Genomic DNA, 16,779 nt, shown 5'->3' on the forward strand with positions numbered 1-16,779 from the left:
GTTCGGGTTCGGGTTCGGGTTCCCGCTCGATCACCTCTGCTTCCCGGGGCTTCGCCGGAACCGGCCGGGTGAGTTGTGGTTGAGCCTCTGCCTCTTCTATCGGACGCTCCTGTTCTACTTCTGAAGTCTCGGTTGTCCGATCGAGCGTCTGTACGGCGGTTTTGCGCTCTGTGTCTTGCACCGCTTCCCCGCGCCTGAGTTCAGCGGCGCGTTCGCGGTCGATGGTGATACTTTCCCTTGCTTTTTCCCGGTCCTGATCGTCCTGGGCCAGCAGTGTCACCGGGCAGAGCGCCAGGCTCCCGAGACAAAAGCAGGATGCCAGCCGTAGCGCTGCCTTCATGGTGCGATCACCTCATCCACAAAATCGTAGGCCCTCAGCGCATCCACCGCCGCCTCGATTGAGGCATCTTCCGGTAGCCCCAACTGGATAATGCCAAGGGCGCTGGGTCCGGAGACAATACTACCGTTCACGCTCAATACCGCCGTCTGCACATCTGCCATGGTGGCGGCCGGGTCGAAGACCATCTGGACCCGTGGCCCCTGGGGCGCTTCTTCGCCGGAGGCGGGCACCATGTCCACCGCTGAGCCGTCGTCCCAGGGTTCCGGCCCCAGCAGCAGGGCGGCCTGTATGCCCACGATCAGGCTGGCGGCGATGGCTACCGGGCGCCAGAAATTCCTCCGGGGCAAGACGACGGGTGCCTCCTCCTGCTCGGCCCGAATGGCTTTCTGCAGGCGCGCCAGACCCAGTTCGCCGGGGCCCGTGGCCGGTTCACTCTGCACCGTGCTTCTCAGCGCTTTCAGGAACTCGGCTTCCCGGGCCAGGGCAGGATCGTCCGCCATTTTCTGCTCGAGTGCGTGGCGTTCCGCCTCCGGCAGTCGGCCGTTGGCCCACAGGTTCAGTTGTTCATCTATGTCTTTCACGATGACCTCATGGCTCTGGCCAGTTGTTTCTTCAGTAAGTTTTTGGCGTGGTAGACGCGGGACTTCACCGTACCTTCCGGTACGCTCAGGATACGGCCAATCTCCGCGTAATCCAGCTCTTCAAAAAACACCAGGTGCAACACCTCCCGGTGTGGGGGCGACAAGGTCTGCATGCCTGAGCGTACCCGTTCTGCGTCTTTGACCGCTGAGAGAGCCTGCTCCAGATCGGCCGCCGGGGTCTCATCCGCCAGGGTGTCATCCACCTCGGTAAATTCCCGGACGCCCAACTTGCGCCAGTGGGTCAGCACCTTGTTATGGGCGATGCCGAACATCCAGGTGGTGACCTTGGAGCGTCCCGCAAAACGGGCCGCCGAGCGCCAGACTTCCAGCATCACCTCATTGAGTAGGTCGGCGGCCACGAAGGAATCGTTCAACTTGGCCATCAGGAAGCGGTACAGCCGGGTTTCATGGCGGCGGTAGAAGGCGCTCATGGCCTCCATCTCGCCGCCGGCCATCGCGAGTAAAAGTTGTTCGTCGGTATCCTGTTCCGATAGGGCCATAGTGATTATCCGTGATTATTCTTCTTCGGTGCCTAGGGTCTGCAGGGGGCTGGCGGCCAATACGCGGCCGCTGGCATCCACCGCCACCACACGCCAGGAATAGGTTGTTCCCGGTTCCAACCGATGCAGCACCGCCGATGACAACCGAGTGCTTCGGGTGTTGCTCTTCAGCACCAGGCCGGTGGTCGGTTCCCGGGTGAAACGGTTGGGCACCCGGTCGGGTCCGGGTCGCTCGCTGGCGACATCGGGCTCGGGCGGCTGGGCGTAAAATTCCAGCTGATAGGCGTGGGTGGTGGCGATCGCCGGCCAGGTAAACTCGGTATCCGCCCCCAGGGTGGCTGCCACTGCTCGGGCGCCGTTCAGGTGCGGTACCCACTGGGCTTCATGGGTCGAGCGGCTACTGACCTGGTAGCGCAGCACTATGTCGTTTGGCTCCCGCGTGCCGCTCTGTTCCAGCGTGGGGTGTACCAGGCGCAGGCGCAACAGATACAGGCCGGGTTGATCGGTGGGCAGTTTCGGGCTGCGCAGGTTCGACTGCTGACCGGCTCCAAGATATTCGCGCACATTGTCCAGACGTCGAAACACCGGTTGGCCGCGGGTGGTGGCGGGCGTCGCGACCTCCCACACCGCCTCCAGCAAGCCGGCCCGGTCGTAATGGATGATCGCTTCGGCGCGCAGCGCCTCATCCCGTGAGACCGAGGCCACTGGCGCGCCATCGTCAAAGCGCAGGGCGAGCCGGCGGAGGATCAGGCCGCTGGCGGTCACCTCTGAATTTTCCGGTAAGGAGCGCGCGGTATTGGGCAGCGGAGCGGCAGGGTCGGTCAGGCGCAGTGCCTGCACACCGGTGACCGGAATGCCGTTGACGCTGAACGGGCGCACGTAGGACAGCTCGCGCGCGCCCTGAGCGGCGGCCTGGGTACTGATAGCCGCGGGGACGGTCAGGGTTTCACTGAAGCTGAACGCGGTCGGTTGACCATCGGCGGAGCCGGAAATGCGCTCCATCAAGGGCCGGCGAACCATCCCCAGTGGCTCGCTTGAGGCCGGGTCACCGAGCGTAAAATAACCCACATCCGAGCTGACATCGCCAATGCGGTCAAAAAAGGCGCGCCCCCGCCAGACCACTGACAGGGTGGTATCGGTGCCGATCACCACCGGGCGGGCGACCGAGCAGGGTTGCATGGAAGAGCACAGCTCCACCTCCTGGGCGGAGGAGGGTAATGCGTATCCCAGCGCGAGGAGACAGAGGAGCGCGAGGCGATAGCCGATCTTGGCTGAACGCTTGAGAGCGGGTCGGTTCATGGTTGAATCCCCGGATAGGTCACCGGTAAATGGGTGCGCAGTTCAATAAACGCCTGATAGCTGTTCACCGAGTTGGGCAGCACGAGCTGATCCCGGTAATCATTGCGGGCAATGGACAGAATCAGCTCCACCCCCGGGCGATGACCTTCGGCTTCGCGTAGACGCCAGTTGAGGTTGGCGTTGAGGTAGGTGGTCTGGTCCCACTGGGCAAAGAAGGGGTCGTCCCGGGCACTGGTCTGGTTGAGCCCCATGCTGAAACTGCCCGCCAGGCGTTCCGGAACAAACGTGGCGTTGGCATCGAACGAATAAATGTGCCGGTCGGTGCTGAGGTTCTGTTCCGGGTAGGTGGTGTGTTGAAGCTCCCATCCGATATAGAAGTTGTAGTCGCTGTTCAGGTACCAACCGGCGTCCAGCCGGGTGGCCCGGGTGCGATTGTCGGGCTGCCAATCGGTGCCGTCCTCCAGGGTGTCATAGTGAATGCCGGCGGACCATTGCAACTGTTCTTTGCTGAAGGCGGCGGTCAGCTCAGCGCGCCGGGTTTTCAGGTCGTTGGCCAGGTAACCCTGGGGGGTGTAGTCATCTTTCAGGGTGGTGCCGCCGAGGTTGAGCGAATAGGTGGGTTGGCCCAGCAGGGTCAGCAGGGGATTTTCCGGAAGGTCATAGTCAAAGTAGGCAGTGCCCAATTGCCACTGCCGGGTTTCGGAAATCGCGTATCGGTCATCCTCGGTGAGGTTTGATTGTTCCACCGCGTAGTGGCCATCCCAGGTCCATTTGTCTTTGGTGGCATCAAAGAACGCGCGCTCGAGCTTTTTGTCGGCGGGGGCGTGACGGTTGGCGAGGCTGCGAAACCAGGTGCCCATTTTTCGGGCTTCCAGCCCCAGCCGCCAGTCCAGCGCATCGGTGCCCGAAGCGGTCGGGTCCAGCACCAGCAGGGCCGACCAGGCATCGCCCTGTTCCGGATCGAACCCCTGGTCCATGCCGTCAAAATCGTATTCGCTTTCTGCCTGCTCCAGACGCACCCGGAGCTGACGCTGGAAAAACAGGCCGTCCAGGGTAAGGTTCCAGGCATCCCCTTCGTGCACTACCGGGTCGGCATTGGGGTCCAGGCTACCGTAATCCGGTTGACTGACTCGCCCGGACAGGTGTTCACCGGCAAGCATCACCTGGGTGGTATCGCTGCGCCAGGGCCAGAACGTCAGCCGCCCGCCGGTCATGCGGTTGTTTTCTTCATCGGTTCCGAGGCCGGCATCAACCCCCACCGTCTGGCGGCTGGCCGCTTGATAGATCGACGCGGTACCGTCCCAGAGGGGCAGCTTGGCGCCGGTGGAGACGCCACGGCGTTCAAAGCCGTCCTGAATCAGACTGGCGGTGGTGAGTTGCTGGTCGCCCAACGCCAGGTGGTAGCGGTCGAACTCGCCGCGTAGCTGAAACCGGGCAAGGTCCACACGCCGGTCGGCGATGGCCAGGGCCTGGTCGTTTACCGCCATCAGGTCCAGATTGCTGCTTAACGTCCAGCGATCGCCGCTGAGTTCGGATTCCAGATGGCCGCCGCCCTGGGCCCGAAAATCGTCGCCGCCGATGCCCTCGCTCTCCGCCACCCGCTGGCTGAGCGCCAGATCGAGTTGGCCGTCGACATGGGCCGAGCGAAGTCCGCTGGAGTGGCGCACCTCGACCGACCAGTAACCCAGCTCCTGCACTTCGCCCTGGTCGCCATAGAACATCAATCGTAGTTCGTGGTGGCCGGGCGCCAGTGGGCGCACCGGGACATAAACCCAGCCCTCGGTGCGACGCTGTGCCAAGGCAGAGACGTCCATGCCGTCCAGCTCTAGGCTCAGTTGTCCCGGGTCTGCGGGGCGTGTGTCGGCGGCGAGCGTGATACGCAGCGGTTCGCGCGGTTGGAAAAAACCGTCGATTTCGGAAGGGGCCAGCCGGGCGTCAGCCTGGGCAATCGCGTGGGCGCCACTGAGCATCAGCCAACCGCCGAGCAGCAGCGTCAATGGCGTTGCGCCCCGTCGCTTCGGCGCCGGTGTTGTCAGGGGGGGAAATCGGGCCATCCAGTGCTCGCTCTGCAAGAACCGTCGTTATCGGTGGGTTGCAACCGATCCGATGCGGGTTCAATGTTTTTCAGTTATTTTTGCAGTGGGCCACTCACACCCTGCCCCTACCTCGGGTTAAAGCTACACGAAAATGGGTACGCTTCCAAACACAGCGGTCGCATCCCGAGACCGGCGTCGCATTTCACCTGCAAGGAGCTCCACGGGTTTGGGCACTAGCCGGCGTCAGTCCGCTTCAAGCGAACGCTTCCGGTATTGGGAGGGGGTTTGTCCAACATGCTTTTTGAAGATGGCGTTGAAGGTCGATTTGCTGGTGAAGCCTGCGCCCGCCATGATTTCCAGGATGGTGCGAGCGCGGTGGTCGGGGTCGATCAACAGCTGTTTGGCGCGCTCCACCCGGTAGCCGTTGATAAACTCAAAGAAGTTTTTTCCAAAGTGCTGGTTGAGTATGCGCGAGAGGGTGCGCTCGGGTAGGGACAACTGCCGCGCGAGTGATTCCAGTGATACCGTGCTATCCAGATACGGACGGCGCTCCGTCATCAGGGCTTCCACCCGGCGGACCTGCTCGGGCTTGTAGGGCTCGGCGTCGTTGCCTGGCGCGCGCTCGGGCAGGCCGCTGAACAGATGGGTGTAGCGAATGCTGATAAACACCAGCGAGTTCACGAACACAAAGTTGAGGTAGTTGCTTGCCACCCCGGTCAGATTGGCCAGGTGGGCGGGCATGTATTCCGCCGTGAGGTGCACCCCGAGTTGCCAGGAGGCAATCAGAACGAAGCCCAGAATGATCCAGGTCAACCAGCGACGTTCGCTGACCTCGACATTGGCATAGCGCTGCTGGAGCTGGCGGCGATAGCGCCAGAGCAACAGCAGGCAGTAGCCGCCGTAGCCGATGACGCTCAGATGCCAGAGGGTGACGGTGTGGCTCATCAGCGAAGACCAGATGAGATCCAGCTCGCGCATCAGCGCGACCTGTTCGGTGGCGGGGCGCCAGTGATACTGGCTGAGCATCATCAGGGTGGCCAGTAACGCCGGCAGCAGGTGTAGCCCGTGGTACCAGCGAAAGCGCGTCTGTCGGTACAGCACGGACAACACATAGGCATAGAGCAGCGGCCCGATGAGCCAGTAGCTGAAGCTGCCCAATAGCAGCAGGTTCGGGTTCCATTCCAGAATGAGTTGGCGCAGCGGGTCACTCCAGATCAACAGGGTATCCAGATAGCGGACCGCACTGGCCAGCAGAAGACCGATCAGCAAATAGGTGCTGCGTATGGCGGGGCGGCGGGTGAAGAACAACAGGGCGGCCAGCAACAGATACTGACTGGCGGACATCAGCAGCACCAGGTCGTGAATGTTGAAGAGCAGTGCGTCGTGGGTCAGGTTTTTCAAAGGCCCGTCTACCGCCTCTGTTATAAAGTGATTCGTTGCAGCCCAATAGTAGTGGGACTTCCGCAGGGGTGCGAAGTCCCGCCCACCGGTATTCGGACGTGCGGTTTAGTGTTTCTGCCGGAAGTCGGGCGCGTGACTGTCTGTCCGATGATACCGTCATGGACAGGTCGGGACTGTAACCAGTTGCCGACGGCTCCACAAGCGCCGGGCCGGTTTTTGAGTCTGTCCCCAGCGCTCCAGCTTCCATCCAATAATAAGGTCATACCATGTCATCGAATGTATCGATCATTGTCCGCGCCTGCCTGATCAGCAGCCTGTTCAGTCTGGTGGCCTGTGGCAGTTCCGGCTCCACGCCCGAGCTTCCGAGCTCCAGCAGCGAATCGAGTTCCAGCAGCAGCTCGGAAACGTCCTCCAGCGCCAGCGCACCGGCCATGACCGCGCCCGATGACCCTCTGGAGCCTCACGCGACGGTGGCGGAGATGGGTATCGGTATTAACCTGGGTAACACGCTGGACGCTTACCCCAATGAGGGCGACTGGGCGCTGCCCGCTCAGGAGCGGTATCTGGAGGATTTCAACGAGGCCGGCTTCCAGCATGTCCGTATCCCCGCCACCTGGGATGATCACACCGCTGAATCCGCGCCCTATACCGTCGACAGTGGGCGTATGAATCGCGCTGAAGAAGTGGTGGACTGGGCGCTGGACCAGGGCTTCTACGTCATTCTCAATGCGCACCATGAGCGCTGGATCTGGGAGGGTGAAGGCCTGACCGAGGAAAAGCGGGCGCGCTTCCAGGCCATCTGGACCCAGATCGCCGAACGCTTCAGTGGCAAATCCCACCGGCTGATATTCGAAATTCTGAACGAGCCCATTGGCTTGAGCGCCGAACAGACCAATGACTTGAAAGCGGACATCCTGCCCATCATCCGGGCGCAGAATCCGACCCGCTTGGTGATCATTTCGGGGCACAACTATAGCGGTGTTCACACTCTGAGTGATATCGACCTGCCGGACGACGATTACCTGATTGCCAACTTCCACTCCTACGACCCCTGGGCTTTTGCCGGCCAATGCACGCGCCGGTGGGGCAGTGAGGCGGATCGAGCGGAGCTGGCCCAGATCTACGCCACCGCCGCCGCCTGGCGAGAGCAGAGCGGTGTGCCGGTGATGCTCAATGAGTTTGGGGCAGCAAAGTTCGACTTCCAGAACCCGGAGAACGTCTGTGAGCTGGAAGACCGGCTGGCGTATATCGGTCACCATGTGAATCTGGCGATCGAAAACGGCATCCCGGCCACTTTCTGGGACGACGGCGGCTCCTTCTCCACCTACGATCGTGAGGCCGGAACCTGGGGACCGGAGAAAGACGTATTGGTTGCGCCGAACAATCCCTGATGACGGGGCGATGCCACTCTTATTCGGTACGCTCCAGGTAGCGCCGGGCGAGGACTCTCAGTCGATCACGGTTGAAGCTCGGATCGTGGCCGGCATGCACTACTGACACCGGCAGGTCAAGCAACCGCTTCATGGTATGCCGGTACTGCTCAATGTCGGACTCGGGGAAATTGTCTAACAGGGGACCATCGTAGATGGCGTCCCCGGAGAACAGTACGCCTGAGTGGGCGTTCCAGAGGCCGATACTGCCCGGTGAATGGCCGGGCAGGTGAAGGACCTCAAAGGTCTCGTCTCCGAGGTCCACGATCTCACCGGCGGACAGCGTATCGGTGAGTTCACAGGCCGGGATACGAAATTTCAGTGGCTCGAAGTCGGCCTGGGGCAGGGCGTCAATCATTGATTCTGGCACTTCGTAGCCCGCCGCCTCGATATCGGCCTTCATCCCGTCGGGCCAGTGGTGGCTGCACAGCACCGGAAAGTCCTCCGGTTCGCGGAGTGAGGACTGCTCCAGCGGATGGGCCCGACGATCACTGAACTCCCCGATCGCCCCGACGTGATCCAAGTGGCTGTGGGTGGCAATGGCGGTCACCGGTTTGTCCAACTGATCGGCGATGATCGGCAGCAGCGGGCGGATTCCCATCCCGCCGTCAATGAGGAGGTGCCGGTGGCGGCCCCGCACCAGCCAGATATTGCATTGCAGTACTCGGGCGACATGGGGCTCCCAGAGTCGGTGAATACGATCGTCTATGCGCTCGCGCCCAAACCAGGTGTCGGCGATGGGCAGGCTCATGATGACCAGCTCTCGGTCAGGGCCTGGACGGACGCGTGGGCGCCGAAGATGCCTCCCTCGTTGTCCATCATCGCCAGCGCGGCGTCATGCAGAGCCTGGTCGCCAGCGCCACAGCCGTCCTCCAGCACGAGGCAGTCGTAGCCGCGATCGTTCGCTTCACGCAACGTGGAATGCACGCAGACATCGGTTGTGACACCGGTGATCAAAAGGTGCTTTATTCCCTGAGCCCGCAGCATCTGGTCCAGGTCGGTGGCGTGGAAGGCGCCATTGCCCGGTTTGTCGAGCACCGGCTCGCCGGGTTCGGGGGCCAGTTCCTGGATGATGTCGCAGCCCGGTTCGCCGCGCACCAGGAACCGACCGAGGGGACCGGGGCCACCGATGGGGGTGCCCATGGATTCGGCCCGCGCCCGCTTGGTGGGGCTGAGGTCGGTCAGGTCTGGACGATGTGATTCGCGGGTATAGATTACCCGGATACCCCGGGTCCGGGCGGCCTGCAAGACCCGTTGTAATGGCTCTATCGCGGCCCGGGTGCCTTCCAGTGAATTGCCCATCCGGGCGAAGTAACCATCAGGACTGAGAAAGTCGGCCTGCATGTCGATCACCAGCAAGGCGGTGTCGGCCGCGCTCCACTGACCCGCGAGGGGCCAGTGGTAGGGGTGGGACTGAGTCAGAGGTGACCAGCTCATTGCGCGGCTGACTCCATAAACGTTGTGGGGAAGCGAAGTTTGATGTAGCCGGGGTCGCCCAGCACCGTCTCTCCCGGAAACTCCACGCCGATCACTTCTGGGCCGCTGGCGCCCTCACCCAATAGGCCTTTCTCAAAGGCGAACTGGGTCATTGCCTTGAGGCCGTTCGAGAAGTCGTCGCTGCTCACCAGGTCGATGGCCTCTTCGGGGCTGAAAAAGTTGATGGTGGCGATCTGGCTCATAAAGCCGGCCCGATCCGTTTGCACAGCATCCGCCATGTCGGCGATGGCTTTATCGTGGTTGGGATGATCCGGTTCCAGCATGGCGATGACTTCGTACCAGGCGCCAGCCAGTGCCTTGCCCAGCTCCGGGTGTTGCTCCAGTGTTTCGGTGTGAACCAACAGAGCGTCGGTGATTTCATTGGGAATGTCTGAGCTGTCGAACAGCAGGCTGCTGTTGGGCATTTGGTCGAGAATTTCGCTCAACTGCGGTTTCCATGTGACTACAGCCTGACTGTCATCGGTCTGGAAAGCGGCGATGATGTCGGCATCTGAAGTGTTCACCACGGTCAGGTCGCGCTCGCTCATGCCCTGTTCATCCAGGGCTCGGGCCAGCAGGTAGTGTGATCCCGAGTACTCCACCAGGTTGACCCGGCCGCCTTTGAGGTCGGCGATGGTTTTGTCCTTGCCTTTCATGATCAGTCCGTCGCTGCCATTGGAGGCGTTGAGCAGCACCGCTACGGTGGAGTCGACGCCGCCGGCGGCGGGAATGGTGAGCGCGTCCAGTGTAATGGCAATTACGCCGTCAAACTCGCCCGCAGTGTACTGGTTCTGAGCTTCGATGTAGTCGTTCAGCTGCACCGCTTCAATGTCGATGTCGTAACGCTTGGCCCACTTGTCGAGAATTCCGGTTTCTTCGGCGTAACCCAGAGGCATGCTACCCGCGTAGATGGTCCAGGCGATCCGGAAAGTGTCGTCGTCGGCGAGTGCAGGCTGGGCGCCGGCGAGTAAAGTGGCGGCCAGGCCGAGGGGAATGAGTCGTTGCATGATGATCTCCAGTGAGAATCGGGAAAAGACCCAATTAGTGTGGCCTGCGTAAAGGCTCGGAAAAATGACCGTGTCTGCAGGTTTACCTGACGCCCGCCGCCGGTAAACCCCGCATCTCAACGATGGTGGCCAGGTCCTGACGAAAGGCGGCCACAGCCGGATGAGGCATTTCCTTGCGGCGGGGAATCACCATCTCAATGGTGGAGCGTCTCTGATAGTGGTCGGGTCGGATCGCGACCATCTGCCCATTTTCCAGCCAGCGACGCGCGTAGTGGCTGGGCAGGAAGCCTACGTGGGTGCCCGCCAGAATCAGCAGCGCAGCCGCCTCAATATTACTGACCCAGGCGGTGATTCGCCCCGGCTCTCCTCCCAGCGGGCGGGTGTCTTGGGCATTGAGAAATTGCCGGGCCACCTTGGCGCAGGCGCTAAGAGTGTCCTTTACCTCTTCCAGGGACTCGGCCTCCGCAAGTGGGTGAAAAGGGGAGCAAACCAGCCAGTCCGTTTCCGCATAAAGGGGTTGATAATCCAACTCTTCCAGATGAGTGGGAAAAATACCGATACCCACATCGGCCCTGTGATCCAGCAGTGCCTGTTCAATCTGGGCCGGACTGAACACATCGACATGCAGGTGCACCTGGTTGTCCGAGCGCCCACCGTAACGGGCCAGCAACTCCTTGAGCGGGCAGTTGGGGTCGGTGATCAGATTGTCGATCATCGCCAGATGAACATGCCCAGAAAGTTGTCCTCTCAGACGGTCCGCGCGTTCCTCGAATCGTCGCAATGCTTGGTTCAAGGCAAGCGTTTCGCGATAGACGCGTTCCCCATGGGGCGTAAGGGAAAAGCCACTGCGGCCGCGCTCGCACAGGCGCAGCTTCAGTCGCTCTTCCAACTGGCGTAGCTGCCGACTGATGGTGGAAGCGTCCCGGTTGAGTAGGGTCTGGGCGCTCGCGATACCACGGCTTTCCACTACCGCGACAAAAACATCCAGCAGCCGTAAGTCAATATCGGTCAGGTGCATAAGTGATACCGCCTAAGAGCAAGTCGATTGACACAGTCTTCAACGGTCTCACGCCGTCTGAACCATTTACCGCTGCAAGGCTTGTACCTACAGGGAGTCCTTGTGAGTCCAGGGGCTGACGCTGCAAACTGCTCAATCTTGGTGCAGTCCATGGAGTTGCACGGGCAGCTGCTCCATTTCGGTGCCCACGATAATATTCTTTCGCGTCAGCTAGCGGTTGCCATGAACCTGGGACTACACTTTATAGAAGGGACTCGCGCGGTTGGGAGTGGCTGGCATGGGAATTGCCCATCGGAATAGTGTAGATGGGCTTTTGCGGTGCGGTGGCCGAGTGGTTTCAGCGGCGAAAGAAGTCCTGCAAGAGACACAAGAGACAACCCCGATTCACCGGTGAGGGGATGCACGATGCAGGCCCTCCCGATTGACAGGACAACAGCGAATGGCCAAAAACTTGTATATGCTGCCCGAGGGCTTACCGGAGCCTCAGGACGATGGCGCCTGCGATCATCTGCAGGGCATGGCAGTTCCCAGTCTGGCGCTCCCGAGCACCGGGAAGGAAACGGTAGACCTCAGTGCAATCAGCGGCACCGCCGTGGTGTTCTTTTACCCCATGACCGGCAAGCCGGAACAGCCACCCATGAGAGGTTGGAACAAAATTCCCGGGGCACGAGGGTGCACCACCCAGTGTTGCGCGTTCCGGGATCGGTATCCGGAGTTCCAACAAATGGGGGTGGAAGTGTACGGGGTGAGCGCCCAGCCCCTCGAGGATCAGCGCGAAACCGTCGCGCGCTTGCGCCTGCCGTACCCCCTGCTCAATGACAGCGAGCTCAAGCTTGCTCAGGCACTGGAGCTCCCCACCTTCGATTACGATCAGTCCCGTTACATCAAACGGTTGACGCTTTTGATCGAGGGGGGCGTGATCCGGCAGGTGTACTACCCGGTGTTTCCGCCCCACCTCAATCCCACGGATATTCTCACTAAGCTCAGGCGTTGAGACGCAGGCCGATATCCAGGTTGGCCGCCAGGCAGGGCCAGCGACGCAGCTCCTCGGACCAACCCCGGTCCCGGTGCTGCGCAATATAGGCGTTGAAGTTATCGCCCTCGAACGGGTACTCGTTGAGCAGTAGTTCGGCGGAGAAGAGTACCGCCTGATCCAGCTCGTTGGCGAAAGGTTCCCCGATCAGTTCATGAGCAATGACGTTGGCGCGGGTGGTATCCATGGGCGCCAGTGGAATGCCGCAATAGCCGATGAAACGGTCGTTGACCTCTTCAAGCAGGCGATGGGCCAAGTAGGCTTCGTCCAGCAATGCCACCAGATGACTGCGGCCTCTGACCAGATCCGGGGGGGACAGAAAATAATCGCAGGCGATATTGAGCAGTGGCGCCACCCGATCATTGACCCCCGCCTCCCGAGTGAGGGCATCAATGGCCCCGATAAACGCGGGCACATGCTCCACGTAGCGCACCACGAAATCATGAAGTGCGGCCTCGGCCTGAAGGGGTGGTAACTGAATCGCCACGTGCAATCGATCCGCCCGACGTTGAATGATCCGGCTCAGTTGCCCTGTCTCCAGGTCCTGTTGTTTCGCGGCCTGAATCAGGGCGCGAATGTCGTCGAGTGGTCGCAGACACATGACCTTGGCATGAACCTCCCGGCCCGTGATGGTAAATGCTCGATGAGTGTGGCGGTGGCGGTATGCACCGCGGTCGGCGTCCAGCCAGGGTCAGTCGGGTGTCGACTCGGCCGGTAATGCGTCGGCGGGGGATACCCGCAGAGCGAACAGTCGCACGGCGTGTGCTCACCCTTAAACTTAATTCAAAACCCGGTAAATACAAGGCGGTTTTAAGAGTGATTGCTTATAACCGTTGGCGAAAAACGTATGGAACGTTACTTGGGTCAGGCCGGTAGCAGCCAGCGACGGCGACGATTCAGGTAGTAATACACCGCACCCAGGGAAATCCCCCGGGCGCCGTTAAAGGCCAGAAACGCCAGCCAGAGGCCGTGATTGCCCAGTGGCTGCAGCCACCACCATAGCGGCAGAAACACCAGCAGCGCCGACCCGACGACGGAGTACTGCATGATAGCGGTCCGGCCGCTGCCCAGGTAAACCCCGTCCAACTGATAACCCCAGACGCCCACCAGAGGAACCAGGCAAATCCAGAGGTAGTGCGCCCGGACCTGTTCGAGGACCGGCTCCAGACTGGTGAACAACCCGGGCCACCAGGGCGCGCCGGCGATAAAAACCAGACTGATCAGCGCCGCGCAGGCCAGGGCCCAGAGGGTAGTCAGCCGCACCGTCTGGCGCAGAGCGTCAGCCTGACGGGCGCCCACCGCTCGACCCGCCAGCGCCTCGGCGGCGTGAGCGAAGCCGTCCAGTGCGTAGGAGGTGCAGCAGAACCGCATTGGCCGCCAGTATCTGGTCGCCCAGTCGGGCCCCCTGGGCGGCAAAAAAGGCAAAGACCAACAGCAGACACAAGGTGCGGACAAACAGGTGGCGATTGACCTGCAGCAGTGCCCGGTAGGCGTTCCACTGGCGCAGATGGAGCCGATCAAGCTGTCCGGGAAGCCGAATCAGGTGGTGCCTGAGCAGGCCCAGACCGACCAACAGCCCACCATACTCGGCCAGCACACTGGCCCAGGCGGCACCGTCGCTCTTCATCCCCAGCCCCAGAATCAACAGGGCGTCGAGCAGGATATTGAGCAGGTTGGTGGTCAGCAGAATCATCAGCGGGCGTCGGGTATCCTGACGGCCAATAAACCAGCCGATCAGGGCGAAGTTCATCAGGCTGGCCGGGGCGCCCCACAGGCGGATCTCGCCGTAACTCTGGGCCAGCGCGGCCACCTCCGGGCTGGCTCCCATCCAGCCCAGCGCCGTGGGGATCAGCCAGGGGCCGAGGGCGATGATCAGCAGTGCCAGGCCCAGGGCGAGTATCAGACTCTGGGCGAGCACCAGGCGGATGGCGTCATGGTCTTCCGCGCCGGTCGCCCGAGCGGCCACGCTGGTGGTGCCCATGCGCAGAAATCCGAAGGACCAGAACAAGAGTGTCAGAACGCTCGCCCCCAGGCTCACGGCACCGAGATAAACCGGGCTGCCCAGGTGGCCGAGAATGGCGGTATCCACGGCGCCGAGCAATGGAATGGACAGGTTGCTCAGCATCATCGGCCAAGCGAGTTGCCAGATCTGTCGGTGGTTGGGGCGGGTATCGGTCATGGCGGCAGTATCAACTTGGAGGTACCCGTTAAGGCCCGGGCGGAGCGGGAGTGTAACGCCTGTCTACGCAACAATAAATAAACGCTAAGGGTATAAAAGCATTGACTTTTTTTTGTCGCTATGGCCTCCTTGTTGTCGGTGGTTGCGACAATTAGCCGCAGTGCACTGGCCGTACCCCGCCACGCGAACCCGTTGGTTATTCAGCCGACATTGACTCTTACCCCTGATTGCCGATGAATGACGGCAAGTGAGGGAGTGTCGTATCGTGTGTCGGTTGATCCCGGGCCGCGGGGCGACGCGTCGCAACGGTGGGGCATTGAAAGAGCCCCGGTAGTTTCACAATAAACATAAGCTAGCTACACGGAGAATTTGGGCGATGTTTAAACGAGCGCATAGGCGGTCTGCCTGGCTGCTTGCCCCTGCCGTGCTGATGACCAGTTATCAGACCCTGGCAGACGAGGTTGAGCGTTGGAAGTTTAATATGACCGAGGGGGTAACGCCGGTCAGTCGCGAGATCCAGGGTCTCCATATGGAGATGTTCTGGTGGTGCGTGGCGATTGGTGTAGTGGTCTTCGGGATCATGTTCTACAGCATGATCATGCACCGCAAATCCCGCAACGTAAAACCGGCCAACTTTCACGAACACGTCGGCCTGGAGATTCTCTGGACGGCCATTCCGCTGGTGATTCTGGTCATCATGGCCATTCCTGCCACCAGTAGTCTGATCAAACTTTACGATTCCACAGAAGCGGAAGTCGATGTCCTGATCACCGGCTATCAGTGGCGCTGGAAGTATGATTACGTCGAAGACGATGTCAGCTTTTTCAGTAACCTGAGCACCCCGCGGGACGAAATCGACGGCTTTGCCCCTAAAAACCCCAACTATCTGCTCGAAGTGGATGAGCCTCTGGTGTTGCCTGTGGGTCAGAAAGTCCGCTTCCTGATTACCGCCTCGGACGTGATTCACGCCTGGTGGGTGCCGGATCTCGGAGTGAAGAAAGACGCTATTCCCGGCTTCATCAATGAATCCTGGGCGCTGATTGAAGAGCCCGGTATCTACCGCGGTCAGTGCGCTGAATTGTGCGGCAAGGACCACGGCTTTATGCCGATTGTGGTCGAGGCGCTGCCGGAAGAAGAGTACAACCAGTGGCTCGCGGACAAGAAGGCCGAGGCCGAAGAGCTGGCCAAACTGACCGAGCAGACCTTCAGCTTTGATGAGCTCTACGAGCGTGGTGAGGATGTGTATGGCCGCTGGTGTGCCGCCTGTCACCAGGCCGACGGCTCGGGTGTTCCCGGGACCTTCCCGGCACTGCACGGCGATAGTCTGGCGGTCGGACCTATCGAGGATCATATCGATGTGATCGTCAACGGGGTGTCCGGCACCGCGATGCAGGCGTTCGGTGAACAGCTCAGCGAAGTGGACATCGCCGCGGTGGTGACCTACGAGCGCAACGCCTGGGGCAACAACATGGGCGACGAAGCCCAGCCCATTGATATCTATAACCATAAACAGGGCAACTAGGAGGTATCGCAATGGCTCACGGCCCCGCAAAAGGTATTACTCGCTGGTTGTACACCACCAACCACAAAGACATTGGTGCAATGTACCTGTGGTTCAGCTTTACCATGTTCTTCCTGGGTGGCCTGTTCGCCCTGGTGATTCGTGCCGAGCTGTTCCAGCCCGGTCTGCAGATTGTCGAACCCAACTTCTTTAACCAGATGACCACCATGCACGGCCTGGTGATGGTCTTTGGTGCGGTCATGCCGGCCTTTGTCGGCCTGGCCAACTGGTTGATCCCGGTCATGATCGGCGCTCCCGATATGGCGCTGCCGCGGATGAACAATTGGAGTTTCTGGATTTTGCCGTTCGCGTTTCTGATGTTGGTGTCCACGCTGTTTATGGAGGGCGGTGCCCCCAACTTCGGCTGGACCTTCTACGCGCCGCTGTCCACCACCTACGCGCCGCCGTCGGTGACCTTCTTCATTTTTGCCATCCACATTATGGGTGCCAGTTCCATCATGGGGGCGATCAACATCATCGCTACCATCATGAACATGCGCGCCCCCGGCATGACCATGATGAAGATGCCGCTGTTTGTCTGGACCTGGCTGATCACCGCCTTCCTGCTGATTGCGGTCATGCCGGTACTGGCGGGTGTGGTCACCATGATGCTGATGGACATTCACTTCGGCACCAGCTTCTTCAACGCCGCCGGTGGCGGTGATCCGGTACTGTTCCAGCACGTGTTCTGGTTCTTCGGTCACCCCGAGGTGTACATCATGATTCTGCCGGCGTTCGGCATTATCAGCGCGATCATCCCCACCTTCGCGCGCAAGCCGTTGTTCGGCTACTCCTCCATGGTGTACGCCACCGCATCGATCGCCTTCCTGAGCTTCATCGTGTGGGCGCACCACATGT

General features: G+C 60.9%; 17 protein-coding genes. 4 read left to right on the plus strand and 13 right to left on the minus strand.

Going from position 1 to position 16,779, the window contains the following annotated elements:
* From B3187_RS00475 to B3187_RS00500, 6 genes are all read right to left on the minus strand, one after another.
* The coding region (locus tag B3187_RS00475) for a hypothetical protein (protein ID WP_286804162.1) at positions 1 to 340 on the minus strand (340 nt) is incomplete at its 3' end.
* Positions 337 to 921 carry an anti-sigma factor family protein gene (locus B3187_RS00480; protein ID WP_286804163.1) on the minus strand — a complete coding sequence of 195 codons (585 nt, stop codon included), beginning with the start codon at positions 919 to 921 and terminating at the stop codon, positions 337 to 339. The genes B3187_RS00475 and B3187_RS00480, both read right to left, overlap by 4 nt.
* Positions 918 to 1,481: an RNA polymerase sigma factor gene (locus B3187_RS00485; RefSeq protein ID WP_286804164.1), complete on the minus strand. Its 564-nt coding sequence runs from the start codon at positions 1,479 to 1,481 to the stop codon at positions 918 to 920. Before B3187_RS00485 ends, B3187_RS00480 begins: the two co-directional genes overlap by 4 nt.
* A gap of 15 nt (positions 1,482 to 1,496) precedes the next feature.
* Positions 1,497 to 2,780 carry a hypothetical protein gene (locus B3187_RS00490; protein ID WP_286804165.1) on the minus strand — a complete coding sequence of 428 codons (1,284 nt, stop codon included), beginning with the start codon at positions 2,778 to 2,780 and terminating at the stop codon, positions 1,497 to 1,499.
* A complete protein-coding gene (locus B3187_RS00495) occupies positions 2,777 to 4,834 on the minus strand; it encodes a hypothetical protein (protein WP_286804166.1) in 2,058 nt (685 codons plus the stop codon). The genes B3187_RS00490 and B3187_RS00495 overlap by 4 nt, the downstream gene beginning before the upstream one ends.
* Before the next feature lie 225 nt (positions 4,835 to 5,059).
* Complete coding sequence (locus B3187_RS00500; RefSeq protein WP_286804167.1) at positions 5,060 to 6,217, minus strand: helix-turn-helix domain-containing protein; 1,158 nt, start codon at positions 6,215 to 6,217, stop codon at positions 5,060 to 5,062.
* Between the two features lie 266 nt (positions 6,218 to 6,483).
* Here B3187_RS00500 and B3187_RS00505 point away from each other — a divergent pair, with 266 nt between their 5' ends.
* Complete coding sequence (locus B3187_RS00505; protein WP_286804168.1) at positions 6,484 to 7,608, plus strand: glycoside hydrolase family 5 protein; 1,125 nt, start codon at positions 6,484 to 6,486, stop codon at positions 7,606 to 7,608.
* A gap of 19 nt (positions 7,609 to 7,627) precedes the next feature.
* Here B3187_RS00505 and B3187_RS00510 read toward each other — a convergent pair whose 3' ends face one another.
* From B3187_RS00510 to B3187_RS00525, 4 genes are all read right to left on the minus strand, one after another.
* Positions 7,628 to 8,398 (minus strand): MBL fold metallo-hydrolase, encoded by a 771-nt coding sequence (locus B3187_RS00510; RefSeq protein ID WP_286804169.1) that lies wholly within the window; start codon positions 8,396 to 8,398, stop codon positions 7,628 to 7,630.
* The gene (locus tag B3187_RS00515; protein ID WP_286804170.1) at positions 8,395 to 9,084 is read right to left on the minus strand and encodes a cysteine hydrolase family protein; all 690 of its coding nucleotides are present in this window, start codon (positions 9,082 to 9,084) and stop codon (positions 8,395 to 8,397) included. The genes B3187_RS00510 and B3187_RS00515 overlap by 4 nt, the downstream gene beginning before the upstream one ends.
* Positions 9,081 to 10,130 carry a putative urea ABC transporter substrate-binding protein gene (locus tag B3187_RS00520; RefSeq protein WP_286804171.1) on the minus strand — a complete coding sequence of 350 codons (1,050 nt, stop codon included), beginning with the start codon at positions 10,128 to 10,130 and terminating at the stop codon, positions 9,081 to 9,083. The genes B3187_RS00515 and B3187_RS00520 overlap by 4 nt, the downstream gene beginning before the upstream one ends.
* 82 nt (positions 10,131 to 10,212) lie before the next feature.
* Positions 10,213 to 11,148 (minus strand): LysR family transcriptional regulator, encoded by a 936-nt coding sequence (locus B3187_RS00525; protein WP_286804172.1) that lies wholly within the window; start codon positions 11,146 to 11,148, stop codon positions 10,213 to 10,215.
* Between the two features lie 439 nt (positions 11,149 to 11,587).
* Between B3187_RS00525 and B3187_RS00530 the strand changes: the two genes are divergently transcribed.
* The gene (locus B3187_RS00530) at positions 11,588 to 12,142 is read left to right on the plus strand and encodes a peroxiredoxin (protein ID WP_123639449.1); all 555 of its coding nucleotides are present in this window, start codon (positions 11,588 to 11,590) and stop codon (positions 12,140 to 12,142) included.
* On the opposite strand, the gene B3187_RS00535 is transcribed toward B3187_RS00530, so the two are convergent.
* From B3187_RS00535 to B3187_RS00545, 3 genes are all read right to left on the minus strand, one after another.
* Positions 12,132 to 12,782, minus strand: coding sequence for a hypothetical protein (locus tag B3187_RS00535; protein ID WP_123639448.1), 651 nt, complete (start codon positions 12,780 to 12,782; stop codon positions 12,132 to 12,134). The genes B3187_RS00530 and B3187_RS00535 overlap by 11 nt on opposite strands.
* Before the next feature lie 263 nt (positions 12,783 to 13,045).
* Positions 13,046 to 13,480: an MATE family efflux transporter gene (locus tag B3187_RS00540; protein WP_286804173.1), complete on the minus strand. Its 435-nt coding sequence runs from the start codon at positions 13,478 to 13,480 to the stop codon at positions 13,046 to 13,048.
* Positions 13,461 to 14,360 carry an MATE family efflux transporter gene (locus B3187_RS00545; protein WP_286804174.1) on the minus strand — a complete coding sequence of 300 codons (900 nt, stop codon included), beginning with the start codon at positions 14,358 to 14,360 and terminating at the stop codon, positions 13,461 to 13,463. The genes B3187_RS00540 and B3187_RS00545 overlap by 20 nt, the downstream gene beginning before the upstream one ends.
* A gap of 376 nt (positions 14,361 to 14,736) precedes the next feature.
* On the opposite strand from B3187_RS00545, the gene coxB reads away from it, so the two are divergent.
* Together coxB and B3187_RS00555 are read left to right on the plus strand one after the other, a co-directional pair.
* Positions 14,737 to 15,882: a cytochrome c oxidase subunit II gene (gene coxB / locus B3187_RS00550; protein WP_414673657.1), complete on the plus strand. Its 1,146-nt coding sequence runs from the start codon at positions 14,737 to 14,739 to the stop codon at positions 15,880 to 15,882.
* Between the two features lie 11 nt (positions 15,883 to 15,893).
* The coding region (locus B3187_RS00555) for a cbb3-type cytochrome c oxidase subunit I (protein ID WP_414673658.1) at positions 15,894 to 16,779 on the plus strand (886 nt) is incomplete at its 3' end.

It is taken from the genome of Marinimicrobium sp. UBA4209 (assembly GCF_002381585.1).
Classification (GTDB): Bacteria; Pseudomonadota; Gammaproteobacteria; order Pseudomonadales; family Cellvibrionaceae; genus Marinimicrobium; species Marinimicrobium koreense.